We start from the raw sequence: 25,629 nt of genomic DNA, 5'->3' as shown, positions 1-25,629 counted from the left end.
CCCCGGGCGGCCCCTCCCCGAAGGGAGAGGGCCGCCCGGAGCCATGCCGCGGACCGTCGGTCAGAGACAGAGCAGGACGCTCGCCGCGCTGATGCAGGAGAGCAGGCTCACCGTGCTGGCGCCGCCACCGTCCGTCCGCTCCTCGGACTCGATGGTCTGCAGGTCGAGAAGTGCCATGGTGTGTCCTTCCGTTGGGTGTCCGTCCGTGGTCATCCGTGGGGACGGGGTGGTGTCACGACTCCGCGGGATCGCGGAGCCGCGTATCGGTGGGCCGCCGGTGCGGCGGCGGGAGGAACGGCAGGTGGGCGTCGGTCGCCGGGTCGAGGGCCGCGCCGAGCGCCAGCAGGCACCCTGCCGTTCCGGTGGCGAGGTCCATGGACAGCCGCATCATCTGGTGGCCGGGGAAGGCGAGTTGGCCCTCGTAGGCCATCGCGAACCAGCCGAGTCCGGCGATCTGGGCGGCCAGCCGGTCCGCGGTCGCGCCCGGTTCGGTGGTGCGGCCGAGGTGGAGGATCATTCCGGCGCGGCCCTGGAACAGCCCGGGCTGCGCGTAGAAGCGTGAGGTGGCCGCGGTGAGCACCCCGGAGCGGGCCGGGCCGAACTCCCCGGCCAGGTGCGGGACATGGGCCACGAGGTCGTCGAGGACCATGCCGATTCCCGCGCTGCCGTCGCCGAGGTAGGGCAGGGTCCGCCAGCCCTCGTCGACCTCCAGCGCACCGCCCTCGCGGGTCACACAGGACTCCAGGTCCCGGCGCAGTGCCACGGCCGCCGCCTCCAGCCAAGCGGTCCGGCCGGTCCACTCGTACTGCCGCAGCAGCAGGAGCGCCGGACCGGTCGCGCCCCGCAGCAGTCCGGCGCGCGGCCGGGGCGTGGCCGGGAGCGGCTCGGCGAGCCGTCGCACGAGGATCCGGGCGGCCTCGTCGGCCCGCGCGCGCAGCTCCGCTTCCCCGGTGGTGTGCGCCAAGTGGCCCAGGACGAGGCCGAGTCCGGCCAGTCCGCCGTGCAGGTCGGAGGAGAGGTTCTGCCACCGCTCCGCGAGGATGCCCTCGACCAGGTCCAGCGCCCGCTGCCGGTGCCCGAGCCGGTCCAGGACCAGGGCCACGCCCGCGAGCCCGTCGTAGAGGCCGAGCGGCGTGCCGACCGGGGCCGGGGCCGTCCGGGCCAGCAGCCAGCGCTCGCCCTCCTCGTACCGCTCGGCGCCGATCGCGTCCAGCGCGTACAGCACCCCGGCCGCGCCGTGGGCGATCCCCAGCCCGCCGCCGTCGGAGAACTGGGCGACATCGCCCGGGAAGAGCCGGTCGTCGCGCTCCGGGGTGGCCGAGGCGAGGATCGCCTTGACCATCGAGTCGCGGCTGTACGGCCAGTCACCGGGGTCCACCGGAGGGGACGGAGCGGCCACCGTGCGGCCGGACGCCTCCCGCGTGATCTCGGCGACCGCCTCGTCGAGGAACTCCCGCGGCACGTCCGGGAACTGCTGCGCGATCACCTCGGCCAGATGTGCCGCCTTGCCGCGGTCGACCACGAACAGCGTGGTCACGGGCAGGAACAGGGCAAGCCGCAGACAGGCCAGGGCGTAGCGGTCGACGTCCGCGCCCCGCCGGTCCGGCGGCGCGAAGAAGCCCGGGTGGGCGACGACCTGGCGGCCGTTCTCCCCGGCCGGGGCCGCCGCCTCGAAGTCGAGGAGGAAGACCGTCTCCTCGTCCGGCGCGACCATGATGTTGAAGACGTGAAGGTCGTTGAAGACGATGCCGCGCGCGTGCACCGCCGCCACGGCTTCCTCCACTCTGCGGTGGATGCGCAGCGCCCACGCGGTGTAGGAGGCGACGGCCTCCGGCTCGGGATCGTGGGCGAGCAGCGGATGCCGCTCGGCGAAGAACGAGTTGAGCGGACGGCCCTCGAGGAAGTCCATCACCAGGAAACGGTGGCCGCCGAGCTCGAACCAGTCGCGCACCTCCGGGACCACACCCGTGCCCGCGACCTGCTCCAGCGCCCGCTTCTCCCGCTCCAGCCGGGCGATCGCGTCGGCACCGTCCGAGGCCAGCCCGGCGTGCGGCCGGCCCTCCTTCAGCACGACCTTGCGCCCGTCGCGCGTGTCGGTGCCGGCGTACACGCCGCCGCCGTTGGAAAAGTGCAGCGCCTTCTCGATGCGGTACGGCAGGTCGCCCGTCGTCGTGTTGTTGCGCGCGTCCAGATGGGGCTTGAGGAACTCCGGCAGCGTCACCCACTCCGGCACCTGGAAGGACGGCGCCCGCCGGTCCGGCACCAGCCGCCCCTCGCCGTCCCGCACCGCCGGCACCAGCGAGCCCCGCTCGTCCACGACGAACGAGCGCGCGAAGGCGCCGTACCGGACGTACAGCGGACCCTCGCCCCACCGCAGGTCGGTCAGGATGTACGGCCCCTCGAACCCCTCCAGCAGCGCCCCCAGCTCGCGCAGCACCTCGTGCAGCTGCTCCTCGCCGGCCGGATAGACGGTGCCGAACTTTCCGCTGCCGTCGCGCGGCGCGTACTTGGTGTTGCGCAGGTGCAGCAGGTGCGGTCCCGGCACGAACTTGAAGGGGATCCGCCGCTCGACGCAGTAGTCCCAGACGATCCCGGCGATCTGCTCCGCGTTCGCCCGGGTCGCCGAGGCGTGGATTTTCCAGCCCTGCGCCGGCCCCTGCACCGGCTCGCCGTCCGCGCCGAGCGGCGTCATCGTCAGCCAGTCGCCGATCCGCGCCGCCTCCCAGCCCTGGGGCACCGGCCGGCGGGCCGTCCCGTAGAGGTGCGCGGCCGCCCCCTGCGCGGCATCCTGCCCGCCCCGCGCCAGCCGGTCCGGCGTCTCGTAGAAATGCCGGTCGGCGAGCGCGTACACCTCGTACCGCTTGTCCATGCGTCCCCCTCCGTGACGGGCACCGAGCCTTCCAGCCACGCGGTGGGCCCCGACAGTCACGCCTGTCACGAGAACTCCGTGCGGAACGCATGGGTCAAGACATGTTCGGTGGCTTTCGAGCGCCCGCACCGGTCCGGCTCCACGGAATGCTCACAGGGGCTGCGCAGGTGTCTCATAAGCGCTGTAATGGCCAACGTGGTCAGTGAGGGCGCCGAAGAGCGCGGAACGCGAACGCTGCGTGCCGAAGGTGCCCTCAAAGCGATCGCGGCCGATCAGGAGTCACCCGCACGGGTGCACCGCACCCTCGAACAGGCACTCGTCTTCGCCGGCGCCGCGTTCGTCGCCGTGTACGCGCCCGGTCAGGACGGCGAACTGCTCTGCCTCGCCGAGTCGGCCGGGGTGCCCAGGACGCTGTACGGCCTGCGCGACAGCTACCCGCGTGCCGGGCGGTCCCCGGTCGCGGAGGCGTACCGCGGTGGACGGCCGGTCTCGATGGGCCCGGGCGAACTCGCCGAGCACGCCCAGGCGCGGCGCGTGCCGTCCCGGGACTTCCATCTGATGGCCCTGCCCGTGCACGGCGACGGCGGCGGCTGCCTGCTCGCCGTGAGCGAGCGCCCCGCCGGGTTCGACACCGACGACCGCAAGTGCCTGGAACTCATCTCCGAGGCGGTCGCCCTCACCGCGCCGGCCGCGCTCGCCGAGGGCGGTGAACTGCCGCCGGGCGCCTTCAGCCTCGCCATGGACACCGGACGCGTCCGGGTCGGCGACGATCTGCTGGACCTGTTCGGACTGGACCCCGGGGAGTTCGACGGCCGGGTCGAGACCCTGCTCGGCCTGACCGTGCCGGAGGACCTGCCCTCGCTGATGTCCGTCGTGGAGGCGGACCACATGTCCATCGGCGACCGTGAGCTGGAGTTCCGCGTGCTCCAGCCCACCGGACCGCCGAAGTGGCTCCGGCTCAGCGGGCGTCTCCTGCCCGGCGGCGAGGGCCACCCCGCTCGGCTCGTGGGCACCGTCGCCGACGCCTCCACCCTGCGCTCCGACGTCACCGACGTGGCGCGTGTCCAGCGCCTGGCCACCGCGCTGGCCACCGCCGTCACCGTCCGCGACGTCGGCAACGCCGTGGTCGCCGCGCTGCGCCGGCCGCTCAGGGCCGACCGGATCGCACTCGCCGAGCTGGAGAGCGACCGGCTCGTCGTCACCGTCCTCGACCCGCCCGAACCGGAGGTCTGGCCCGAGCTGTGGCGCACCGAGTGGCGCGGCGAGTGGCCCGACGCGCCCGTGCGCGCCATGCCCACCCTCGCCGCCGCGCTGCGCGAGGGCCGCGCCCGGATCTGGCCCGCCGGCAGCCCCCTGGAACGCGCCCTGGCCGAGGTCGGCCCCGGCGGCCTCGCCGTCCTGCCGCTGCCCGCCGGGAACCGCATGGCCGGAGCCTGTCTGATCGGCTGGGACACCCCGCACGACTTCGGCACCGACGAGCGCGCGCTGCTCACCGCCTGCGCCGGCCTCGCCGGACAGGCCCTGGTACGGGCCCGGGCCTTCGACGCCGAGCACGAACTCGTCGGCATGCTCCAGCGCCAGCTGCTGCCGCGCCGCCTGCCCCGGCTGCCCGGCGCGGTGGCCGTCGCCCGCTACCTGCCCAGCACGGCCGGACTCGAACTCGGCGGCGACTGGTACGACGTCATCCCGCTGCCCGACAACCACGTCGCCCTGATCATCGGCGACGTCCAGGGCCACAGCGCGGGCGCCGCCACCCTCATGGGCCAGATGCGCACCGCCCTGCGCGCCTACGCCGTCGAGGGGCATCCGCCCGACGTGGTGGTCGCGCACGCCAATCGGCTGCTCATGGACATGGAGAGCGACCTCTTCGCCACCTGCGCCTACGTCGACGTCGACCTGGAAGAGGGCTCCGCCTGGTGCGTGCGCGCCGGGCACCTGCCGCCGGTGCTGCGCCACCCGGACGGCCGGACCGAGATCGCGGAGGCCGAGGGCGGCCCGCCCCTCGGGGTGATCAACCGGGCCGACTTCCCCATGAGCCCGCTGCGCCTCCCGCCCGGCACCGTGGTCGCCCTGGCCACGGACGGGCTCGTCGAGACGCCCGGCACCGACATCGACGAGGGCATGGACCGCCTCGCCGGCCGGCTGGCCGAAGCCTCCCCCGCCGACCTGGGGCTCCTCGCCGACGCCCTCCTCGGCAACGCCCCGCGCAGCGACGACGTCGCCCTGCTCCTCCTGCGCTACGACGGCATGGACCTGCGCCCGCTGCGGGAGAGCTGGACGGTGTGGCGCGTCCCGCAGGCGGTCGGGCACGCCCGCCGCTTCGCCCGGCGCACCCTGCGCTCCTGGGGCGTCACCGAGGACATCGACGCCGTCCTGCTCATCGTCTCCGAACTCGTCACCAACGCCCTCGTCCACACCGACGGCCAGGTCCGCATGGACCTCACCCTCATCAGCAACCGCCTGCGCGTCGCCATCGCCGACGCCTCGCCGCGCAGCCCGGTCCGGCCGACCAGCATCGGCTGGGAGGCCACGGGCGGCCGGGGCATCCTCCTCGTCGAGGCCCTGTCGGCGACGTGGGGGACCCTGCCGGTCAGCGGCGGCAAGCAGGTGTGGGCGGAGATCGTGCTCGGGCGGTGAACACCTCCACGATCACCTGTGACCGGGCCGGTTCGCCGGGTACCCGGGCGGCGCAAGACGGAGAACCCGAGCCGAAGGAAGAGGAACGTCATGGCTCAGCATGTCCGCGACATCATGACCAGCGATCCGGCCACGGTCGAGCCGCAGACCTCCGTCGCCGAGGTGGCCCGCATCATGCGCGACGAGGACCTCGGCGTCGTCCTGGTGACGGACGGCGACGATCTGCGCGGCGTGGTCACCGACCGTGACCTGGTGGTCCGGTCGATCAGCCAGGGCGGTGACCCGGAGCAGATCACCGTGGCCGGCGCGTGCAGTGACGACCTGGTCACCGTCAGCCCCGACGACGATCTGGACCAAGCGGTGGAGCTGATGCGCGAGCACTCCGTGCGCCGCATCCCGGTCGTCGACCACGGCCACCCCGTGGGCATCGTCTCCCTGGGCGACATGGCCATGGAGCGCGACCCGGACTCGGCGCTGGGCGACATCAGCGCCGCTCGCCCCAACACCTGATCACAGCACCCGGCCGGCCGGTCCCGCGCGCACGCTGCGCGGGACCGCCGCAGGTCGGGACAACAGCCTTGAGCCGCACGGGACTTCACGGCGCGGCCGAGACGTCACGACTCGTGTTTGTCCGCACTGTTCATGGGGACTCGGACAGCAGCGGAACGCAGAAGGAAGATGATGAGCCGTGACGACCATGGAGACCAGTGACAAGCCCCTCGCCCGTCGGCCCGAGACCGGCTGGTCGAAGGCACGCCGCCTGCGCGGAAAGGCCGCGCTGCGGACCTGCCTCCCCGCCGTGGAGGACCGGGCCACCACCCGGACCGCGCGCTCCGAGCCGGACTGGAACATCGTCAGGGGCGAGGACTGACCGCTCCCCGGGGGGCCGCGCGGTGACGAGGGGCGTAACTCCGCGCATCGACAACTAAAAGAAGTGATGTTCACATCCGCCGGATCACGACTAAGGTGAACCGAATGAAGGCTCTCGTGCTGTCCGGCGGCGCAGGAACAAGACTGAGGCCGATCACACACACGTCGGCCAAGCAACTGGTGCCAGTGGCCAACAAGGCCGTGCTTTTCTATGGGTTGGAGTCGATCGCCGAGGCCGGCATCACCGACGTGGGCATGATCGTCGGGGACACTGCCGCGGAGATCGAGGAAGCGGTGGGCGACGGGTCGCAGTTCGGCCTCAAGGTCACTTACATCCCCCAGGAGCGGCCCCTGGGGCTGGCCCACGCGGTACTGATCGCCCGGGACTACCTGGGCGACGACGACTTCGTGATGTATCTCGGCGACAACTTCATCGTCGGCGGCATCACCGACCTCGTCGACGAGTTCCGCGGCAACCGGCCCGACGCCCAGATCCTGCTCACGCGCGTGGCCGACCCACGCGCCTTCGGTGTCGCCGAACTCGACCACTCCGGCCAGGTCATCGGCTTGGAGGAGAAACCCGACCGGCCCAAGAGCGATCTGGCGCTGGTCGGCGTCTACCTGTTCACCCCCCTGATCCACGAAGCGGTCCGCGCCATCGAACCGTCCTGGCGCGGCGAACTGGAGATCACCCACGCCATCCAGCACCTGATCGACTCCCGCGCCGACGTGCGCTCCACGGTCATCACGGGCTACTGGAAGGACACCGGCAACGTCGGCGACATGCTCGAGGTGAACCGCATGGTTCTCGAGGGCGTGGACCGCCGGATCGACGGCGACGTGGACACCGCGTCGGAGACCATCGGTCGCGTGGTGGTGGAGGAGGGCGCGCGGATCGTCAACTCCCGCATCGTCGGCCCCGCCGTCATCGGTTCCGGAACCGTCATCAGCAACTCCTACGTGGGTCCCTTCACCTCCATCGCGGAGAACTGCCGGATCACCGACAGTGAAGTCGAGTTCTCCATCGTGCTGCGGGACTCCTCGATCCAGGGCGTCGGCCGGATCGAGGCCTCGCTGATAGGCCGCCACGTCGAGGTGACTCCGGCCCCCAGTGTCCCCAGCGCCCACCGCTTCGTCCTCGGAGACCACAGCAAGGTACAGATCACTTCATGAACCTCCTTGTCACCGGCGCAGCCGGGTTCATCGGCTCCCGCTACGTCCGCGCCCTGCTCGCCTCGGACGCGCCCGACGCGCCGCGCATCACCGTGCTGGACAAGCTCACCTACGCCGGCACCCTCGACAACCTCGAACTCGGCCACCCCCGGCTGGAGTTCGTGCAGGGCGACATCTGCGACGCCGAACTGGTCGACAAGCTCATGGCCGACGCGGACCAGGTCGTGCACTTCGCCGCCGAGTCGCATGTGGACCGCTCGATCACCGGCGCGGCCGACTTCGTCCGCACCAACGTGCTGGGCACCCAGACCCTGCTGGACGCCGCCCTGCGCCACGCCGTGGGGCACTTCGTGCACGTCTCCACCGACGAGGTCTACGGCTCCATCGAGACCGGCTCGTGGCCGGAGGACCACCCCCTGCAACCCAACTCCCCGTACTCGGCCTCCAAGGCCTCCTCCGACCTGCTCGCCCTGGCCTACCACCGCACTCACGGCCTGGACGTGCGCGTCACCCGCTGCTCCAACAACTACGGCCCGCACCAGTTCCCCGAGAAGGTCATCCCGCTGTTCGTCACCAACCTCCTGGACGGCCACAAGGTGCCGCTGTACGGCGAGGGCCGCAACGTCCGGGACTGGCTGCACGTGGACGACCACTGCCAGGGGATCGACCTCGTCCGCACCAAGGGCCGGCCCGGCGAGGTCTACAACATCGGCGGCGGCACCGAGCTCACCAACAAGGAACTCACCGGCCTGCTCCTTCAGGCCTGCGGTGCGGACTGGGACCGGGTGGAGTACGTCGAGGACCGCAAGGGCCACGACCTGCGCTACTCCGTCGACTGGTCCAAGGCCCGCGACGAACTCGGTTACAGCCCCCGCCACGACTTCACCACCGGCCTCGCCGAGACCGTCGCCTGGTACCGCGACAACCGTGCCTGGTGGGAGCCCCTCAAGCAGCGCGTCGCCCAGGAGCGGGCATGAGGTGGCTGGTCACCGGGGCGGGCGGCATGCTCGGCCATGACGTGGTCGAGGAACTCTCCGGGCGCGGCGAGGACGTGGTGGGCCTGGACCGGGCGGCCCTGGACATCACCCGGCCCGCGGCCGTCGACATGGCTGTCCGTGACCACCGGCCCGACCTGGTCGTGAACTGCGCCGCGTACACGGCCGTCGACGACGCCGAGAGCGACGAGGCCCGCGCCCTGGAGATCAACGGGGAGGGACCGCGCCTGCTGGCCCGGGCCTGCGCCGCGCACGGCGCCCGCATGATCCACGTCTCCACGGACTACGTCTTCTCCGGCGAGGCCCGCACGACCCCCTACCCGGAGGATCACCCGACGGGTCCGCGCACCGCCTACGGCCGCACCAAGCTGGCCGGGGAGCGGGCCGTACTGGAGGAACTGCCCGGGGCGAGCGCGATCGTGCGCGCGGCTTGGCTCTACGGGGTCCACGGCGCTAACTTCGTGCGGACCATGATCGGTCTCGAAGCCCGCCGCGACACCCTCGACGTCGTCGACGACCAGCGCGGGCAGCCCACCTGGAGCGCGGACGTCGCCGAACGGATCGCCGACCTCGGCATACGGCTCGGCCCCGACGCGCACGGCGTCTTCCACGCCACCAGTTCCGGCGAGGCCACCTGGTACGAGCTGGCCCGCGAGGTGTTCTCCCTCATCGGCGCCGACCCCGACCGGGTCCGCCCCACCAGCAGCGCGGCCTTCCCCCGGCCCGCGCCCCGCCCGGCGTACAGCGCCCTCGCGCACCGCCGGTGGCAGGAGATCGGCCTGCCGCTGCCGCGTGACTGGCGCTCCGCCCTGCACGAAGCACTGCCCCGTATCCGCAAGGAAGGTCCCCCTTCGTGAAACGCCATGAGTTCCTCCGGGAACTGCACAAGGTCAGCGCCAATCGCAACTACCTGGAGATCGGCGTCAACGACGGCCGCAGCCTGACGTTGTCCCGCGTCCCCAGCATCGCGATCGACCCCGCCTTCAAGGTGGTCTCGGAGCTGAGGTGCGACGTCCACCTGGTGAAGGCCACCAGCGACGACTTCTTCGCCCGCGACAACCCCCTCCAGCACCTCAAGGGCGGCCGTCACCCGCTGCGCAACCTGCGCCGCGGCCGCAGCCCGATCGGCTACTGGCGCAAGACGACGCTGGACCTGTCGTTCATCGACGGCATGCACCTGTTCGAGTTCGCCCTGCGCGACTTCATGAACGTCGAGAAGTACTCGGACTGGTCCAGCGTGATCGTCCTCGACGACATGCTGCCGCGCAGCATCGACGAGGCGGCCCGGGACCGGCACACCAACGCCTGGACCGGCGACGTCTTCAAGATCACCGAGGTGCTGGCGCGTTACCGCCCCGACCTGGTGACGGTCCAGGTGGACACCGCGCCCACCGGCCAGCTCGTCGTCTTCGGCGCCGACCCGAACAACCGGGTCCTGCACGACAAGTACGACGAGATCATGGCCGAGTACAAGGTCCCCGACCCCCAGAAGGTCCCCGAGGCGATCCTGGAACGGGCCGGTGCGGTGCGCCCCGAGGCCCTCGTGGAAGCAGGTTTCTGGCGCCCCCTCGTCCAGGCCCGCAACCGCGGCCTGCCCCGCTCCATCGGCTGGGAGCCTCTGCGCAAGGCCCTGGAACAGGTGGGCGTCAGCCGCTGACCCCTCCGGCGCCGTCGGCCTTCCCGACGCCTTGCGGATCCGGGCCCGGGCGCTGCGCGCGCCCGGGCCTTCGGGGAGGACCGGACCGAGCCCTGCCGAACCAGCCTCGTCCGGACCGGCTGCCGGCCCCGGGCTCCGAGCCCAGCAGTGCCCGCGCAGCCCCCAGCGTGTCCCGTGCGGCGCGCGGCCCGGCCCCTTGGGGCGTGTCCGGGCGTCGGGCGGGCCGGTCCTACGACGTGATGTGGGTGCCACGCGGACTGGCCCGGCGGCGTGTCGCGTGCGCTGCGCGGCCCGGCCTCACGGCGTGTCGGCGAAGTGAGCCTCTCCGTGCTGCGGCGGGCGCCGGTCTCAAGAACCGCATGCCGCCCGGCCCGCACACACCGCAGACCGTCCGGCTCGGCCTCGGGCACTGCACGCTGCACCAGGACGAGGCCGCCCCGGTTCTCCGCCGGGGGTGTCCGCAGGGGCGGGGCGGGTTCAGCGCGCGCCCGCGCCGGGAACTGGCCCGCGCCGGGACCCGGCACGCGCCCGGTCCGGCCCGGGCCGGGTCACCCTCGGGCGTCCCGACTCTTGTCCGGCCCGTCCCGGGACCCCCCTCGGGGCGTCGCGCCCGGTCCGGGTGGCGACGCCCCGAGGGGTGCCGTGGACGTGGACGTCAGCCGTCCCGCTGCCGCCCCCGCAGCTCCTCGTAATACGCCAGGCAGGCCTCGTACGACGGCAGCAGGCCCTCGCGTTCCGCCTCGGCCAGGGTCGGCGCCTGCTCGTCCTTGGGGGACAGGAGCGGCTCGATTCCGTCGGGCCACTCGATGCCCAGGGCCGGGTCGAGCGGGTGGATGCCGTGTTCGCGTTCCGGGGCGTAGCCCGCCGAGCACAGGTACACCACCGTCGCGTCGTCGGTCAGGGCCATGAACGCGTGGCCCAGCCCCTCCGCGAGGAACACCGCGTGCCGGGTGTCCTCGTCGAGCCGTACGGCCTCCCACTGCCGGTAGGTGGGGGAGCCCACGCGGATGTCGATCACCACGTCCAGGACGGCACCGCGCACACACGTCACGTACTTGGCCTGGCTGGGCGGCACATCCGCGAAGTGCACACCGCGCAGCACGCCCCGCCGGGAGACCGAGCAGTTGGCCTGGGCCAGGGACAGGTCGTAGCCCGTGGCCTCACGGAACTCCGCACCCCGGTACCACTCGTGGAAGCTGCCCCGGTCGTCGGGGAAGACCTTGGGCTCCAGAACCCAGGCGCCCTCTATCCCCAGTGGTCGCATGCTGTCACTGCCCTCCGATCCTGAGACGGGAAACCTTCCGGCGCGCGGCACCGAGCACGCGCCGCGCACGGCGCGCCAACCGCAGTGCGACACCCGGCTGCGGCACGGGCGCCACCTGCACACGCCCACCCGCGGCGCGCAGCGCGAACGGCAGCCCGGTGTACAGCGGCCGGGCGGCGTCCGGGGCCAGGCACAGGGCCACCCGCCAGACCCCGCACGAGCGGCTCTCCGCGGGCAGCGCCGCCGCCAGCACCGCGCCCGTCCCGCCCGCGGCGGGGGAGAGCGTGCCGGGCGCCTCGAAGATCTGCTGGGCGGAGACGAACCGCAGCCGCACCTCCGTGTCGCCAGGGACGTACAGCGGAAGCCGCGCCCGCACCTGGTCCTCGGTGACGGTGACGGCGGACTGCTGTGCGCGGCCCAGCCCGAGGCGCTTGCCCCGCGGGCCGAGCTCCAGGGAGAGGTTGCCGTGCGGTTCCGTCCAGTACGGCAGCGCCGCACGGCCACCGACGACCCCGGCGTCCGGCGTGGGCCGACTCGCCATCGGCGCCGGGCCGAGCCGGCATTCCTTGGTCCAGCCGCCCAGCTTGACCCGGACGAGCGCGTCCCAGACGCCGTCCCGCGGCAGGTCGGCCGGATCGACGGTGGCGGTCGCCCGCAGCACCAGCCGGACCTCCTCGCCGTCGCCGACGGGCACGGTCTCGCGGGTGAACCGCACGGGCTGGAAGTACTGCGCGGCACTGGACCGCTCCCGCAGCAGCAGGTCGGCGGTGGCCTGGCCGAAGCGCGCGGCGGTCTGCGCGGCCACCCACTCCACCGCCTCCGTGACGTCCTTGGGCGCGTCGTCCAGCGGTGTCGCCTCGGCGCCGGCGGGGAAGGTCATCGGCTCGCCGCCGGAGGTGTACTCGGCCGTGAAGCCGATGCTGAGGGAGCCGCCTTGCCACTCCACGTGCCCGGGGGACGCCTTGGGGGCGACACCCGCCTCCCACTGGGCGAAGGACACGACGTCGTCGTACCGGTCGGCCGCGGTCAGCGCCGCGACGACCTGCTGCGTCGGCTGGAGCCCGGCCGCGACGCCCGGACCGAACCGTTCGACGACGACCTCGTGGATCTCGGTGAAGAGCTCCCTGCGGTAGTCGTCCGGCAGCTTCAGCAAGCGCCGGGCCCGCAGCCGCTCGACCATCTCCACGCGCAGCCAACGCCGGAAGAGCTTGTCGCGCACCGGTCCCGGCTCGGTGTACCGCTCGACGACGTCGAGGGCCTCGCGGAGGTTCCTGAAGTAGCCGACCGGATCGAATCGTTCGAAACCGGCGTTGGAGCCGTCGTCGCGCCGGAGGTGGTAGTAGCAGACGTAGTCGCTGAGCACGGAGACGTTCTCCGCGCGCAGATACGCCTCGGCGATGAAGACGTGGTCCTCCAGGCGCCGCCGGCCCTCGGGGAAGCGCAGGCCGATGCGGTCCAGGAAGGCACGGCGGAACATCTTGTGCGGGGTGAGGCTGTCGATGAGCGGGGCGTTCTCGACCGTGGCGCGCGGATGGTTGCGGCGGAACAGCTCCACCGGCACCCCTCGGCCCTTGCCGGCCATCTTGCCCACGATGACATCGGCGCCGTTGGCGACGCCGTAGTCGTACATCCGCTCCAGGGCCTCGTCGCCCAGGTAGTCGTCGTTGTCGACGAACATGACGAACTCGCCGCGGGAGGCTTCGATGCCGACGTTGCGGGGCTTGCCCGACCAGCCGGAGTTCTCCTGGTGGATGACCTTCATCCGGGAGTCCTCGGCCGCGAGCGCGTCGAGCCGGTCCGGTGTCTCGTCGGTCGAGCCGTCGTCGACGAAGATCACCTCGTACTCTTCGGGAGGCAGCGACTGCCTCTGGAGCGAGGCGATGCAGTCCTCGATGTAGATCCCCGGGTTGTACACGGGGACGATGACGCTGACCTTGACCGGCATCGGGTTTCCGGGCCCCTTCGGGTCGCTTGCCGTAGACGTCCTGTTGTCTTGCGTGATGCCCGATGCTAACCCGGTCGGCGATGCCGCCTCACCTTTCGAGACCGGGCCGTGATCATCTCCGGCCACCGGCAACTGAGCTGCGGAGTCAGCTTGTTCGAAGATCGGCCGGGTTCCCGGGAAAGGCGGCGCGAAGCCTCTAGGGTGAGGACGTGCGCCTGCTTTTCATGTCCGATACTCACCTGCCCAAGCGGGCCAGGGCCCTGCCCGCCCCGCTGCTGGCCGAACTCCCGCACGCGGACGTCGTGTTCCACGCCGGCGACTGGGTCGACACGGCCACCCTCGACCTGCTGGAGGACCGCTGCCGCAGGCTCGTCGGCGTGTACGGCAACAACGACGGACCGGACCTGCGCGCCCGGCTGCCCGAGGTGGCGTACGTGGACCTGGGCGGGCTGCGCTTCGGCGTGATCCACGAGACGGGCCCCGCCCAGGGCCGGGAGAAGCGCTGCGCGGCCCGCTTCCCCGACCTCGACGTGCTGGTCTTCGGCCACAGCCACATCCCCTGGGACACCACGGCTCCCACCGGCCTGCGCCTGCTCAACCCGGGCTCCCCGACGGACCGCCGCCGCCAGCCGCACTGCACGTACCTGACCGCCACCGTCGCCGACGGCCGGCTCACCGACGTCGAACTGCACCGGCTGCCGCCCCGCTGACCCGAACCGGCCCGACCGCCGCAACCCCGCCGTGACATGATCGGCGCATGGCGCGGGACAAGCGGGACAAGGGCTACCTCCTGGACAACCGGCAGGCCGAGGCCGGTACGCGCTTCGACGCGCTGGCCGCCCTCTTCGACGCCTCGACGTTCCGGCACTTCGAGCAGGTCGGGATCGCCGAGGGATGGCGGTGCTGGGAGGTCGGGGCCGGCGGGCCGAGCGTCGCCGCCTGGCTGCGCGAGCGCGTCGGGCCACGCGGGCGGGTGCTCGCCACCGACATCGACGTGTCCTGGACCGAGGCGGCCGCCACCGAGGGAGTCGAGGTGCTCCGCCACGACGTCGGCCGCGACGATCCCCCGGCCGGTCCCTTCGACCTGATCCACGCCCGCCTCGTCCTGGTCCACGTGTCCGAGCGCGACGCCGCGCTGCGCACCATGATCCAGGCCTTGCGCCCCGGCGGCCGGCTGCTGGTGGAGGACGCCGACCCCGCGCTCCAGCCGCTGATCTGCCCCGACGAGTACGGCCCCGAGCAGGAGCTGGCCAACCGGCTCCGCACCGGCTTCCGTGAGCTGCTGCGACAGCGTGGCGCCGACCTCTCCTACGGACGCAGGCTGCCGCGACTGCTGCGCGAGGCCGGACTCACCGACGTCGAGGCCGATGCCTACTTCCCGATCACCTCGCCCGCGTGCGACGTCCTGGAGGCGGCCACCGTCCGGCAGGTGAGGGAGAAGCTGGTCGCCGAGGGACTCGCCACGGACGAGGAGATCGAGCGGCACCTCGCCAACGTGGAGGCCGGGCGCCTCGACCTCGCCACCTCACCGATGATCTCGGCCTGGGGCCGACGGCCCGCCGGCGACGGCCCCCGGCCCTGACTCACCGGGGGCGGGGTGGATGCACCGCTCCCTCCGTCGCGGTCAGCGGAGCCCCCGTGCCGCCCCAGCGCAGTGCGACGATCTCGGCGGCGACGGACACCGCCACCTCCTCCGGCGTACGGGCCCCGAGGTCGAGCCCGACCGGTGAGCGCAGCCGGGACAGCTCCCGCTCGGTGAGCCCGGCCTCGGCCAGCCGCTGCGCCCGGTCGGCGTGGGTACGGCGGCTGCCCATCGCCCCGATGTAGGCGGCGGGCCGGCGCAGCGCCTCCAGCAGCAGCGGCACGTCGAACTTGGGGTCGTGGGTGAGGACACAGACGACGGTGCGCTCGTCGGTGTCCGTGTCCCTCAGGTACCGGTGCGGCCACTCGGTGACCACCTCGACGCCCTCGGGGAAGCGCCGGGGCGTGGCGAAGACGGGGCGGGCGTCACAGACCGTGACCCGGTAGCCGAGGAAGTCCCCGATGCGGGCCACGGCCGCCGCGTAGTCGATCGCGCCGAACACCAGCATCCGCGGCGGCGGCGCGAAAGACTGCAGGAACACGCTGACGGAGTCCTCGCGGCGCTGTCCCTGAGGCCCGTAGTGCCGCAGGCCGGTGGCACCGAGAGCAAGCTCGCCGCGCGCGTCGGCGGTGACGGCCGCGTCCAGGCCGGCCGCGCCCAGCGTGCCCGACACCCGGTCCGGCCGGACGGCGAGCGCCGCCCCGCGCGGCGCGGGGCCGTCGGTCACCGTCGCCATCGTCACCGGCTCTCCGGCCGCGACGCACTCCACGACCACGCCGAAGGCGGGATCCAGCACGGGCGTCACGGGACGCACTAGCAGCGTGATCTCACCGCCGCAGGTCAGACCGACTTCGAAGGCGTCCTCGTCGCTGTAGCCGAAGGTCTCCAGCCGGGCCTCACCGCTCGCCGCGACCTCCCGCGCCAGCTCGAACACCGCGCCTTCGACACAACCCCCGGACACACTGCCCACGACCTCCCCGTCAGGTCCCACCGCCATCGCCGCGCCCGGGTCGCGCGGCGCACTGCGGCTGACCTCGACGACCGTCGCGAGCCCGAACGGGAGCCCGGCCGCGTACCAGCGGCCGAGCACCGGGAGGATGTCACGCACGACCGGCTCCTCTCCTTCCGTGCCCCCCGCCGGGTACCCCGGCAGCGGTTAATTCCGTTGTGACGCACCGGCCCGGTCTGCTGCACTGCACGGGTCGACGATTCGACGACGTCACCGAGTCCCGAGGAGCCCAGATGCGCACTGCGTCCATGTCCCCCCAGACAGGAACGGCTCTCTCTCCGAAGGACATGACGCTTCGTGCAGTTGCTCAACCTTGGAATTCTCGCCCATGTCGACGCAGGTAAGACCAGCCTGACCGAGCGGCTGCTCCATTCGGCCGGGGTGATCGACGAGGTCGGCCGCGTCGATGACGGGAACACCCGTACCGACACCCTCGCGCTGGAGCGGCAGCGTGGCATCACCATCAAGTCCGCCGTCGTCTCGTTCCCGCTCGACGGTGTGACGGTCAACCTCATCGACACACCCGGTCACCCGGACTTCATCGCCGAGGTGGAGCGCGTGCTCGGCGTGCTGGACGGCGCCGTCCTCGTGATCTCCGCCGTCGAAGGCGTGCAGGCGCAGACGCGGGTGCTGATGCGGACCCTCCAGCGGCTGCGCATCCCGACCCTGCTCTTCGTCAACAAGATCGACCGGCGCGGGGCGCGGGACGAGGAGGTGTTGCGGTCGATCGCGGCTCGCCTGACACCCGCGATCGTGCCGATGGGAAGGGCCACCGGCCTCGGCACGCGCGCGGCCACCTTCACGTCGGGGCCCGGCCCGGCCGCCGCCCTGGACGTCCTGACCGAGCACGACGACACCCTGCTGTCCGCCTACGTCGAGGACACCGTGACGGACGCCCTCCTGCGCGGATCACTCGTCGCGCAGACCCGGGAGGCCCTGGTCCACCCGGTCTACTTCGGCTCCGCCGCGACGGGTGCGGGCGTGGACACGCTCCTGGCCGGCATCGAGGAACTGCTGCCGGCCGCCGACGGGGACGCGGACGGGCCGGTCTCGGGCACCGTGTTCAAGATCGAGCGGGGCCCGGCGGGGGAGAAGGTCGCCTACGCCCGGATGTTCTCCGGCACGCTGCGCACCCGCGACCGGATCCCCTGCGGAGCGGACGGCGCCGAAGGCCGGATCACCGGGATCAGCGTCTTCGGCCACGGCACGGACACCCGTGCGGACGCCGTCGCCGCCGGGCAGATCGCCCGGCTGTGGGGTCTCGCCGGCATCAGGATCGGCGACGCGATCGGCGAACCCCGCAAGGCGTACGAGCACGTCTTCGCCCCGCCCACCCTGGAGACGGTCGTGGTCCCCGGCCCCGATGTGCACACAGGCGCACTGCACCTCGCGCTCACCCAGCTCGCCGAGCAGGACCCGCTGATCGGCCTGCGCCACGACGAACGCCGGCAGGAGACCTCCGTCTCCCTCTACGGCGAGGTGCAGAAGGAGGTCGTCCAGGCGACCCTGGCCGACGAGTACGGTCTCCACGTCACCTTCCGCGAGACCACCCCGCTGTGCGTCGAACGGCTCATTTGCACCGGGCATGCCGTGGAGTTCAACAAGAAGGACGCGAACCCGTTCCTCGCGACGGTCGGCCTGCGCGTCGAGCCCGCACCGGCCGGCTCGGGCGTCGGCTTCCGGCTGGAGGTGGAGCTCGGCTCCATGCCGTACGCCTTCTTCAAGGCCGTCGAGGACACCGTGCGCGAGACCCTCGGCCAGGGGCTGCACGGCTGGCAGGTCGCCGACTGCACGGTCACCATGACCCACAGCGGCTACTCGCCCCGCCAGAGCCACGCCCACCAGGGCTTCGACAAGAGCATGTCGAGCACCGGAGCCGACTTCCGCGGGGTCACCCCGCTGGTGCTCGTCCAGGCGCTGCGGCGGGCCGGGACACGGGTCCACGAGCCGATGCACCGCTTCCGTATCGAGGCCCCGGCCGACACCCTCGGCGCCCTGCTGCCGGCCCTCGCCGGGCTCGCGGCCGTACCGGAGACCACACGGAACCGGGGTGATCTGTGCGTCCTCGAAGGCACCGTGCCGGCGGCGCGGGTGCACGCCCTCGGACACCTACTGCCGGGGCTGACACGCGGCGAGGGAGAACTGGAGAGCGCCTTCGACCACTATGCGCCAGTCATGCACGGCACGATTCCCGAGCGTCCGCGCACCGACCACAACCCGCTGAACAGGAAGGAGTACTTGTTGAACGTGACACGAAGGGTGGGCGGTTGAGGTGTGCGCGCTGGCCGAGAGGGAACTTACTCCAGAGTCAGGGGTGTTGACGGTGTCCTGATATCACCGGACTGTGGTGGACATGCCGACTATCCGAGTACGTCTGCTGGTTGTCCTGGCTGTCCTCTTCGGTTCCCTGTCGGTGGCGGGCGTCCCGCCCGCCACCGCCGCGCCCCCTCCCGGATCGCTCTGGTTCGACGACCCGACCGTCACCGTGAAGAACGGCCGCTTCACCGACGCCTCCGGCCGCGAGGTCGTCCTGCGCGGCTACAACGTCTCCGGTGAGACCAAGCTGGCGGAGAACAAGGGCCTGCCCTTCGCCTCCATTGCGGACGCCCGCACGTCGGCGACCGCCCTGCGCGCCCTCGGCGGCGGCAACACCGTCCGCTTCCTGCTCTCCTGGGCCTACGCCGAGCCCGAGCGCGGCACGGTGGACACCGCCTACCTGGCCGCCGCCACCGACCAGATGAAGGCGTTCCTCGACGCCGGCATCCGCGTCTACCCCGACTTCCACCAGGACCTCTACTCCCGGCACCTGTTCGACGCCGACAGCTGGTACACCGGCGACGGCGCGCCCAAGTGGGCGGTGGACGCCGGGAACTACCCGGACGAGTCCTGCGGGATCTGCCTCTTCTGGGGGCAGAACATCACCCAGAACGAGGCCGTGAAGCATGCCACGTACGACTTCTGGCACAACGCGCACGGTGTGCAGGACGCCTTCCTCGCCACCGCCGAGAAGACCATGGCGTACGTCGAACAGCACCTGGACGCCGACCAGTTCAAGGGCGTCGTCGGCTTCGACCCCTACAACGAGCCGCATGCGGGCGTCTACGACTCCGGGCAGACCAGCCGCGCCTGGGAGAAGGACGTGCTGTGGCCGTTCTTCGAGAAGTTCCGGGCCCGCATGGACGCGGCCGGCTGGCGCGACAAGCCCGCCTTCGTGGAACCGAACCTCTTCTGGAACGCCAACCTCGAATTCCAGAAGCAGGAGGGCGGCCTGCTCGACGCCGGAAAGCTCGGCCCGCGCTACGTCTTCAACACCCACTTCTACGACCAGAAGGCCATCTCCGGCGTCTTCATGTGGGGCAAGGCGGCCGACGGCCAGTACGCGGGCGACTTCCGCACGGTCCGCGACCGGGCGGCCGCCGCGCAGACCGCCGCCGTCGTCAGCGAGTTCGGCCATCCCCTGGCGGGCAACGTCTCCGACAAGGCGCCCACCGTCCTCAAGGCGATGTACCAGGCGCTCGACTCCCGCCTCAAGGGCGCCGACTGGTGGTCCGACCCCGCCGCCTCGGGGCCGGTGCTCTCCGGCTCGCAATGGCAGTGGGACATCTACAACGGCCGCCACCGCGAGCTGATGAACGGCAACCCCGGCAAGGTGCTCACCGCCGGTGACGCCTGGAACGACGAGGACCTGTCCGCCGTACGCCTCGACGACTCGGGCAAGCCGGTGCTGCGCCAGGACGCCCGGCTCCTGGACCGCCTCTACCCGAGCGCCACGGCCGGGAAGACCGTCGGCTTCACCTACGAGGACCGCTCCCGGGACGGTTCGACGACCCTGACCTGGAACCCGGTGCCGGACTCACTGCCGAACGTGAAGCGGCTGGTGGGCTCCGGACAGTACGGGCTGCTGCTGTGGCGCTCGGACGGCGGCCGGGCACCCACTGAACTGCACCTGCCGGCGAGCTTCCCGACCGCCTCCACAACGGTCGTCTCCGACCTGGGCACGTCCCACGCCCCGCCCGCGTACACCTCGACGACCCCGATCGGTGTGGCCCAGGAGCCCGGCGGCACGGGAAGCCGCCGCCTGCTGCTCACCGCGCCGGACTCGGGCGTCCTGCACTACGCGCTGGTGACCAACGGGTCGACGGCTCCCTCGGCGGATCTGCTGAACACGGCCCGCTCCGAGCTGGCGGCGTGGGCGGCGAAGGAGGTCAGCTAGCGGACGGGCTCGTCCAGCCGGTCTCCACATGACCGAGCCGGACGCGCTGCGGGTGGTCCCCGACCGGCACGGACGCGGTCTTCTTCCCGGTGGTGAAGTCGATGGCCGTGACCTGGTCGGAGCCGCTCTCGGAGACGACGCAGCTCTTGCCGTCACCGCTGACCGTGGCCCAGTAGGGCTTGGCGGCGGTGACGAGCGGGCCCTCCTGGAGGGTGCCGCGGTCGACGACCGTGGCGTAGTCGTCCATGGTCCCCGCGACGCACAGCTTCTTGCCGTCCGGGCTCATCGAAAGGCCGTGGTGGCGGGAGTCGTTGACGAAGCTGGTGCGGTCGTCGCTGGTCGCCGGGTTCTTCGGCAGGGTCTTCGTGCGGGTGATCTTGTCGGAGGCCATGTCGTACTCGAAGAAGCCGTTGAAGAACGACACCTGGAAGTACAGCTTCGACTCGTCCGGCGAGAACACCGCCGGCCGGACCGCGTCGGAGAAGTCCTTCAGGCCGATCGCGTCCAGGCGCGAGCGCATGTCGATGACCTTGACCTGCTGATACGTGGTCGCGTCGATGACGGTGATGCGCCGGTCGCCCTTCGTCCAGTCCAGCCAGGGCGCGTCGGTCTGCGTGTTCACGTCGCCGATCGACATGTTGTAGATGTACTTGCCGTCCTTGGTGAAGATGTTCTCGTGCGGCTTGTCACCCGTGGTGGCCTTGCCGAGCTGCTTGCCGGTCTCGATGTCCAGGACGTGCACGGTGTTGCCGGTGGACGCCGACACGGCGACCTGTTTGCCGTCGGGGGAGACGGCCATGTGGTCGGCGCGGAATCCGGACACCGGGAAGCGCCAGTTGATCCGCCCGGAGGCGAGGTCGATCGACACGACGTCGGCGAAGCTGGGCCGGGAGACGACCACCGACTTCCCGTCCGGCGTGGAGTACATGTCGTCGACGAACTGGTCGTGTCCCTCGCCGACGCTGTTGCGGATCGTCATGAAGGCGATCCATCTGATCGGATCGGCGTTGATCTCCGCCATCCGCTCGTCCTTGTCGGGGACGACGTTGATCCGGCCGATCTTCGCGAAGTCCCCGGTGGACTTGATGACTTCGGCGGTGCCGTCCCAGTTGTTGCCCACGAACAGCACCTGGCGCAGCGCGGCGGAGGCGTCGGGCGCGTCCGCGTGGGCGGCGGTCGCGGGAACGGTGGCGGTCAGCGCCAGGGCGGCGGTCAGGGAGCACAGGTGCCGTCGTCGGAAGACGGGCATGGCTGATCCCTCCTCTGCGGGTGGGGTGAGGAATCTGAACACGCGTGCTTTCAGAGTTAACTTACTGCAAAGTAAGGAAGGGGCGGCCTTCTTTACAAGACCGCGGCCACGACAAAATCGCCTCAGGGCGAAGACGGGTGTGCGAGTGACGGAGGGGGAGCCGGTGCCGGGCAGACTCAGAGCGCCGACCGGCCGCTACGGCGGCAAGACCGCCGAGGAGCGGCAGGCCGAGCGGCGCCGGCGGTTCCTGGAGGCCGCGCTCCAACTGTTCGGCGACACCCCCGGCTTCCGCGCCACCACCGTCGCGGCGCTCAGCGAGGCGGCCGGGCTGTCCACCCGTCAGTTCTACGAGGAGTTCCGCACCCTGGAGGACGTGCTCGCGGCCCTGCACCTCCAGGTCAACGACTGGGCCGAGGCGGCGGTGCTGGAGGCGGCAGCAGGTGCGGCGGACCTGCCGCTCGTCGAGCGCGCGACCGCCGTCTTCCGCGCCTACGCCGGGAACGTCACCGCCGATCCGCGCAGGATCCGCATCACCTTCGTCGAGATCATCGGTGTCAGCCCGCGCCTGGAGGAACAGCGGCTCGCTCGCCGGGCCGGCTGGGTCGACCTCATCTGCGCCCAGGCCCGGGCGGCCGCCGCGCGCGGGGAGGCGGCACCCCGCGACTACCACCTCGCGGCGACGGGTTTCATCGGCAGCGTCAACGGCCTGCTGCACGACTGGAGCGCCGGCTGGGTCGACGCGACCCTGGACGAGGTCGTCGACGAACTCGTCCGGCAGCTGCTGGGGATCCTGCGGCCGCCGGGGTGGAGCCCGGGGAGATGACTCAGACCCGTGTACGAGTACGTCCGGTGCCGTTCGCCCGGGCTCCGGGGAAGGCCCGCCGGTAGTCACCGGGCGACACCCCGAGGTGCCTGAGGAAGTGGTGGCGGAGATTGTTGGCCGTGCCGAGGCCGCTGAGCTCTCCGACCTTCTCGATGGGCAGGTCCGTCGACTCCAGCAGTGACCGGGCGCGCCCGAGCCGCTGGTCGAGAAGCCACTGGAGCGGGGTCGTCCCGGTGACGGCCTGGAGCCGCCGGTAGAACGTACGCGGGCTCATCGCGGCCCGCCGCGCCAGGTCGGCGACGGTCAGTGGCCGGTCCAGGTTGGCCCTCGCCCATTCGAGGACGGGCGCCAGCCCCCCGTCGTCGCCGGCCGGCACGGGCAACTCGATGAACTGCGCCTGCCCGCCCGGCCGGTGGGCGGGCACCACCATGCGGCGCGCCAACTGGTTGGCGACATGCGCGCCGAGATCGCGCCGCACCAGATGCAGGCACAGGTCGAGTCCGGCGGTCAGTCCCGCGCTGGTGAGCACGTCACCGTCGTCCACGTACAGCACCGACGCGTCGACGTGCACCTTCGGGTAGCGCTCGGCCAGCTGTGCGGTGTGCATCCAGTGGGCGGTGGCGCTCCGCCCGTCGAGCAGCCCCGCCTCGGCCAGCGCGAAGGCACCCGTACACAGGGAGACCATGCGGGCACCCGCCTCATGAGCCCGGCGCAGGGCGGCGATCAGTTCCTCGGGCAGCGGCCTGCCCTCCTCGACGCACGGGTCGGGCACCGAGGGCACGATCACCGTGTCGGCACCGACCAGGTCGTCCAGGCCGTAGCGGGTGCGCAGGCTCAGCCCGTGGCCGTCCGCCGCACCGTCCGCCTCCGCCGGCCCGGCTCCGGTCCCGCACAGCCGCAGGTCGTACCAGGGGTCGGCCAGATCGGGCTGCGGCTTGCCGAACACGGTGCACGGGATGCTCAGTTCGTACAGATCCCACGAGGGGACCCCGATCTCCTCGGTCACGACCACGGCGACAGAACCGGCACTCATGCTCCGCAGCCTATGGCAGGAATTTGGTGGAGGCCGTCACTGCTGTCACTGTCCCCGATCTTCGTGCCCTGCGAGCGTGGCCGTACGTGATGACACGTCACTCGGCAAGGCAACACGAGGAGTTGGGCATGAACGCAGGACATCGCCGGCCGGTCACCGTCGTCGGACTGGGCTCGATGGGCTCGGCACTGGCCGCCGCGCTGCTGGACCGGGGCCACCCGACCACCGTCTGGAACCGGACCCCGGACAAGGCTCACCCCCTGGTCGGCCGCGGCGCCCGCCTGGCCGGCACACCGCAGGAGGCGGTCGCCGCCTCCCCGCTGACCATCGCCTGCGTGCTGGACTACGAGGCGCTGTACGCCGTCCTCGACCCGGCCGCCGGCGAACTGGCGGGCAGAACCCTGGTCAACCTCACCTCCGGGTCCCCCGAACAGGCCCAGGAAGCGGTCAAGTGGGCCGACTCCCACGGGGCCGGTTACCTCGACGGCGCCATCATGACCACCCCGCCCGGTGTCGGCGACCCCGCCATGATGTTCCTCTACAGCGGCTCCCAGGAGGTCTTCGACGCCCACCGCTCCACCCTGGCGTCTCTCGGTGACCCCCTCCACCTGGGCACCGACCCTGGCCTCGCCTCCCTCTACGACGCCGCCCTGCTCGGACTGATGTGGTCCACCATGACGGGCTGGCTGCACGGCACCGCGCTGGTCGGCGCCGAGGGGACGTCCGCCACCGCGTTCACCCCGGTGGCGATCCGCTGGCTGAGCGCGGTGGCGGGCTTCCTCACCACGTACGCGCCCCAGGTGGACGCGGGCCGTTACCCGGGTGACGACGCCACGGTCGACGTGCAGATCGCGGCCATCGACCACCTCATCCACGCGGCGGCGGCCCGCGGCGTCGACAACGCGCTGCCCGAGCTCCTGAAGTCCGCCATGGAGAAGGCCGCCGCCACCGGCCACGGACAGGACAGTTACGCCAGCTTGATCGAGGTCCTGAGAAATCCCGTCGGCAGCGAGGCCTGATACCGCCTGGCCTGCAGCGGGGCCTGACACCGGCCGGCCGGCAGCGGGCCCGGCGCCGGCTAGACCGACACCAGCACCACGAGATCCACTGCCACCAGCAGCGCGCATCCCAGCAGCAGGCCGGCCAGCAGCCGTGCGCGGAGCCTGCGGTACACCGCCTCGTACTCGCCGCGCAGTTCCTGCCCGCGCCGCGCCGTGCGCTGCCACGAGGCCCGGGCGAGGGCGAGGTGCTCGGCCGCGAACAGCCGCTCCACCTCCTCCCGTTCGGCCTCCGGCAGCCGTTCGAGCCGGGCAGCGAAACGTGCGGCGGCGGCGCGGGCCTCCTCGTGCGCGGCGGCGGCGAGCAGATGACCCTCGACCTCGTTGTGGAACGCCCGCAGGTCCACGTCCGCGGGCAGACCCTCCATCGCGGTCATCGGAGCGTCAGCTCCCGCTCCGCCGCCGCGACGTCCGCATGGTGCAGGTCGAACGCCGGGGACTCGCTGCGGATCCGGGGGAGGGTGATGAAGTTGTGCCGCGGCGGTGGGCAGGAGGTCGCCCACTCCAGGGAACGGCCGTAGCCCCACGGGTCGTCGGCCGTGACCCGCTCGCCGTACTTCGCCGTCTTCCAGACGTTGTAGAAGAACGGCAGCATCGACATGCCGAGCAGGAACGAGCTGACCGTCGACACCGTGTTGAGCGTCGTCAGGCCCTCCACCGCCAGATAGTCGGGGATGCGCCGCTGCATGCCCTGGGCGCCCAGCCAGTGCTGGACCAGGAACGTGCCGTGGAAGCCGATGAACAGCGTCCAGAAGGTGATCTTGCCGAGGCGCTCGTCCAGCATCTTGCCGGTGATCTTCGGCCACCAGAAGTGGAAGCCGGAGAACATCGCGAACACGACCGTCCCGAAGACGACGTAGTGGAAGTGGGCCACGACGAAGTACGAGTCGGAGACGTGGAAGTCAATGGGCGGCGAGGCCAGCAGCACGCCCGTGAGCCCGCCGAACACGAACGTGATGAGGAAGCCGGTCGCCCACAGCATGGGCGTCTCGAACGAGAGGCTTCCGCGCCACATGGTGCCGATCCAGTTGAAGAACTTCACACCGGTCGGGACCGCGATCAGGAAGGTCATGAAGGAGAAGAACGGCAGCAGCACACCGCCGGTGACGTACATGTGGTGCGCCCACACCGTCACGGACAGACCCGCGATCGCGATGGTCGCGCCGATCAGACCCGTGTAACCGAACATCGGCTTGCGGGAGAAGACCGGGATGACCTCGGAGATGATGCCGAAGAACGGTAGCGCGATGAT

General features: G+C 71.7%; 22 protein-coding genes. 13 read left to right on the top strand and 9 right to left on the bottom strand.

Translation table 11 applies throughout. The features are described from left to right. Positions 1 to 60: 60 nt before the first annotated feature. Positions 61 to 177 (bottom strand): SapB/AmfS family lanthipeptide, encoded by a 117-nt coding sequence (locus tag AC07F0_RS19765; protein WP_010040504.1) that lies wholly within the window; start codon positions 175 to 177, stop codon positions 61 to 63. 55 nt (positions 178 to 232) lie between these two features. Continuing rightward, positions 233 to 2,869 (bottom strand): class III lanthionine synthetase LanKC, encoded by a 2,637-nt coding sequence (gene lanKC, locus AC07F0_RS19760; protein WP_478980498.1) that lies wholly within the window; start codon positions 2,867 to 2,869, stop codon positions 233 to 235. 186 nt (positions 2,870 to 3,055) lie between these two features. On the opposite strand from lanKC, the gene AC07F0_RS19755 reads away from it, so the two are divergent. The 7 genes from AC07F0_RS19755 (at position 3,056) to AC07F0_RS19725 (ending at position 10,201) form a co-directional block, all read left to right on the top strand. After that, positions 3,056 to 5,506 (top strand): SpoIIE family protein phosphatase, encoded by a 2,451-nt coding sequence (locus tag AC07F0_RS19755; RefSeq protein ID WP_478980496.1) that lies wholly within the window; start codon positions 3,056 to 3,058, stop codon positions 5,504 to 5,506. Positions 5,507 to 5,596: 90 nt separating this feature from the next. After that, a complete protein-coding gene (locus AC07F0_RS19750) occupies positions 5,597 to 6,016 on the top strand; it encodes a CBS domain-containing protein (protein ID WP_478980494.1) in 420 nt (139 codons plus the stop codon). 178 nt (positions 6,017 to 6,194) lie between these two features. Next, entirely contained in the window at positions 6,195 to 6,377 is a 183-nt protein-coding gene (locus AC07F0_RS19745; RefSeq protein WP_020272070.1) for a hypothetical protein, read from the top strand. A 104-nt stretch (positions 6,378 to 6,481) separates the two neighbouring features. Continuing rightward, positions 6,482 to 7,549 carry a glucose-1-phosphate thymidylyltransferase gene (locus AC07F0_RS19740; RefSeq protein ID WP_478980492.1) on the top strand — a complete coding sequence of 356 codons (1,068 nt, stop codon included), beginning with the start codon at positions 6,482 to 6,484 and terminating at the stop codon, positions 7,547 to 7,549. Further along, positions 7,546 to 8,526, top strand: a complete 981-nt coding sequence (gene rfbB, locus AC07F0_RS19735) for a dTDP-glucose 4,6-dehydratase (protein ID WP_478980491.1) — start codon at positions 7,546 to 7,548, stop codon at positions 8,524 to 8,526. The genes AC07F0_RS19740 and rfbB overlap by 4 nt, the downstream gene beginning before the upstream one ends. After that, complete coding sequence (gene rfbD, locus AC07F0_RS19730; protein WP_478980489.1) at positions 8,523 to 9,401, top strand: dTDP-4-dehydrorhamnose reductase; 879 nt, start codon at positions 8,523 to 8,525, stop codon at positions 9,399 to 9,401. The genes rfbB and rfbD overlap by 4 nt, the downstream gene beginning before the upstream one ends. Further along, entirely contained in the window at positions 9,398 to 10,201 is an 804-nt protein-coding gene (locus tag AC07F0_RS19725) for a class I SAM-dependent methyltransferase (protein ID WP_478980487.1), read from the top strand. Before rfbD ends, AC07F0_RS19725 begins: the two co-directional genes overlap by 4 nt. A 655-nt stretch (positions 10,202 to 10,856) precedes the next feature. Here AC07F0_RS19725 and rfbC read toward each other — a convergent pair. Together rfbC and AC07F0_RS19715 are read right to left on the bottom strand one after the other, a co-directional pair. After that, positions 10,857 to 11,465: a dTDP-4-dehydrorhamnose 3,5-epimerase gene (gene rfbC, locus AC07F0_RS19720; protein ID WP_478980485.1), complete on the bottom strand. Its 609-nt coding sequence runs from the start codon at positions 11,463 to 11,465 to the stop codon at positions 10,857 to 10,859. A 4-nt stretch (positions 11,466 to 11,469) separates the two neighbouring features. Next, on the bottom strand, positions 11,470 to 13,410 hold the full coding sequence (locus AC07F0_RS19715) for a glycosyltransferase family 2 protein (protein ID WP_478980483.1): 1,941 nt from the start codon (positions 13,408 to 13,410) through the stop codon (positions 11,470 to 11,472). A gap of 209 nt (positions 13,411 to 13,619) precedes the next feature. Here AC07F0_RS19715 and AC07F0_RS19710 point away from each other — a divergent pair, with 209 nt between their 5' ends. Further along, complete coding sequence (locus tag AC07F0_RS19710) at positions 13,620 to 14,120, top strand: metallophosphoesterase family protein (RefSeq protein WP_478980481.1); 501 nt, start codon at positions 13,620 to 13,622, stop codon at positions 14,118 to 14,120. Between the two features lie 47 nt (positions 14,121 to 14,167). Further along, positions 14,168 to 14,992, top strand: a complete 825-nt coding sequence (locus tag AC07F0_RS19705) for a class I SAM-dependent methyltransferase (protein ID WP_478980479.1) — start codon at positions 14,168 to 14,170, stop codon at positions 14,990 to 14,992. 1 nt (position 14,993) lies between these two features. Here the strand turns inward: AC07F0_RS19705 and AC07F0_RS19700 are convergent, their stop codons facing one another. Continuing rightward, positions 14,994 to 16,100 (bottom strand): XdhC family protein, encoded by a 1,107-nt coding sequence (locus tag AC07F0_RS19700; protein WP_478980477.1) that lies wholly within the window; start codon positions 16,098 to 16,100, stop codon positions 14,994 to 14,996. A 198-nt stretch (positions 16,101 to 16,298) separates the two neighbouring features. Here AC07F0_RS19700 and AC07F0_RS19695 point away from each other — a divergent pair, with 198 nt between their 5' ends. Both AC07F0_RS19695 and AC07F0_RS19690 read left to right on the top strand, forming a co-directional pair. Beyond that, positions 16,299 to 18,272, top strand: coding sequence for a GTP-binding protein (locus tag AC07F0_RS19695; protein WP_478980475.1), 1,974 nt, complete (start codon positions 16,299 to 16,301; stop codon positions 18,270 to 18,272). Positions 18,273 to 18,354: 82 nt separating this feature from the next. Beyond that, on the top strand, positions 18,355 to 20,214 hold the full coding sequence (locus AC07F0_RS19690; protein WP_478980473.1) for a cellulase family glycosylhydrolase: 1,860 nt from the start codon (positions 18,355 to 18,357) through the stop codon (positions 20,212 to 20,214). Here the strand turns inward: AC07F0_RS19690 and AC07F0_RS19685 are convergent. After that, positions 20,207 to 21,463: a YncE family protein gene (locus AC07F0_RS19685; RefSeq protein ID WP_478980472.1), complete on the bottom strand. Its 1,257-nt coding sequence runs from the start codon at positions 21,461 to 21,463 to the stop codon at positions 20,207 to 20,209. The two genes, AC07F0_RS19690 and AC07F0_RS19685, sit on opposite strands and share 8 nt — an antisense overlap. Positions 21,464 to 21,626: 163 nt before the next feature. On the opposite strand from AC07F0_RS19685, the gene AC07F0_RS19680 reads away from it, so the two are divergent. Then, the gene (locus AC07F0_RS19680; protein ID WP_478980470.1) at positions 21,627 to 22,286 is read left to right on the top strand and encodes a TetR/AcrR family transcriptional regulator; all 660 of its coding nucleotides are present in this window, start codon (positions 21,627 to 21,629) and stop codon (positions 22,284 to 22,286) included. Position 22,287: 1 nt separating this feature from the next. On the opposite strand, the gene AC07F0_RS19675 is transcribed toward AC07F0_RS19680, so the two are convergent. Next, the gene (locus tag AC07F0_RS19675) at positions 22,288 to 23,298 is read right to left on the bottom strand and encodes a GlxA family transcriptional regulator (RefSeq protein ID WP_478981008.1); all 1,011 of its coding nucleotides are present in this window, start codon (positions 23,296 to 23,298) and stop codon (positions 22,288 to 22,290) included. Between the two features lie 149 nt (positions 23,299 to 23,447). Here AC07F0_RS19675 and AC07F0_RS19670 point away from each other — a divergent pair, with 149 nt between their 5' ends. Next, positions 23,448 to 24,338 carry an NAD(P)-dependent oxidoreductase gene (locus AC07F0_RS19670; RefSeq protein WP_478980468.1) on the top strand — a complete coding sequence of 297 codons (891 nt, stop codon included), beginning with the start codon at positions 23,448 to 23,450 and terminating at the stop codon, positions 24,336 to 24,338. Positions 24,339 to 24,397: 59 nt separating this feature from the next. On the opposite strand, the gene AC07F0_RS19665 is transcribed toward AC07F0_RS19670, so the two are convergent. Next, entirely contained in the window at positions 24,398 to 24,754 is a 357-nt protein-coding gene (locus AC07F0_RS19665) for a hypothetical protein (protein WP_478980466.1), read from the bottom strand. Beyond that, the coding region (locus AC07F0_RS19660) for a cytochrome c oxidase subunit I (RefSeq protein ID WP_478980464.1) at positions 24,751 to 25,629 on the bottom strand (879 nt) is incomplete at its 5' end. The genes AC07F0_RS19660 and AC07F0_RS19665, both read right to left, overlap by 4 nt.

It is taken from the genome of Streptomyces sp. NPDC045955 (genome assembly GCF_056430805.1).
The sequence above is the reverse complement of the archived record's forward strand: the minus strand, read 5'-3'. Positions and strand labels throughout refer to the sequence as shown.

Bases quoted from the DNA above. Each gene is read 5' to 3' on its own strand.
- AC07F0_RS19715 (WP_478980483.1), bottom strand. From the start codon at position 13,410: ATGCCGGTCAAGGTCAGCGTCATCGTCCCCGTGTACAACCCGGGGATC.
- AC07F0_RS19685 (WP_478980472.1), bottom strand. From the start codon at position 21,463: ATGCCCGTCTTCCGACGACGGCACCTGTGCTCCCTGACCGCCGCCCTG.
- lanKC (WP_478980498.1), bottom strand. From the start codon at position 2,869: ATGGACAAGCGGTACGAGGTGTACGCGCTCGCCGACCGGCATTTCTAC.
- rfbD (WP_478980489.1), top strand. From the start codon at position 8,523: ATGAGGTGGCTGGTCACCGGGGCGGGCGGCATGCTCGGCCATGACGTG.
- rfbC (WP_478980485.1), bottom strand. From the start codon at position 11,465: ATGCGACCACTGGGGATAGAGGGCGCCTGGGTTCTGGAGCCCAAGGTC.
- AC07F0_RS19690 (WP_478980473.1), top strand. From the start codon at position 18,355: ATGCCGACTATCCGAGTACGTCTGCTGGTTGTCCTGGCTGTCCTCTTC.
- AC07F0_RS19765 (WP_010040504.1), bottom strand. From the start codon at position 177: ATGGCACTTCTCGACCTGCAGACCATCGAGTCCGAGGAGCGGACGGAC.
- rfbB (WP_478980491.1), top strand. From the start codon at position 7,546: ATGAACCTCCTTGTCACCGGCGCAGCCGGGTTCATCGGCTCCCGCTAC.
- AC07F0_RS19740 (WP_478980492.1), top strand. From the start codon at position 6,482: ATGAAGGCTCTCGTGCTGTCCGGCGGCGCAGGAACAAGACTGAGGCCG.
- AC07F0_RS19750 (WP_478980494.1), top strand. From the start codon at position 5,597: ATGGCTCAGCATGTCCGCGACATCATGACCAGCGATCCGGCCACGGTC.
- AC07F0_RS19705 (WP_478980479.1), top strand. From the start codon at position 14,168: ATGGCGCGGGACAAGCGGGACAAGGGCTACCTCCTGGACAACCGGCAG.
- AC07F0_RS19670 (WP_478980468.1), top strand. From the start codon at position 23,448: ATGAACGCAGGACATCGCCGGCCGGTCACCGTCGTCGGACTGGGCTCG.
- AC07F0_RS19755 (WP_478980496.1), top strand. From the start codon at position 3,056: ATGGCCAACGTGGTCAGTGAGGGCGCCGAAGAGCGCGGAACGCGAACG.
- AC07F0_RS19665 (WP_478980466.1), bottom strand. From the start codon at position 24,754: ATGACCGCGATGGAGGGTCTGCCCGCGGACGTGGACCTGCGGGCGTTC.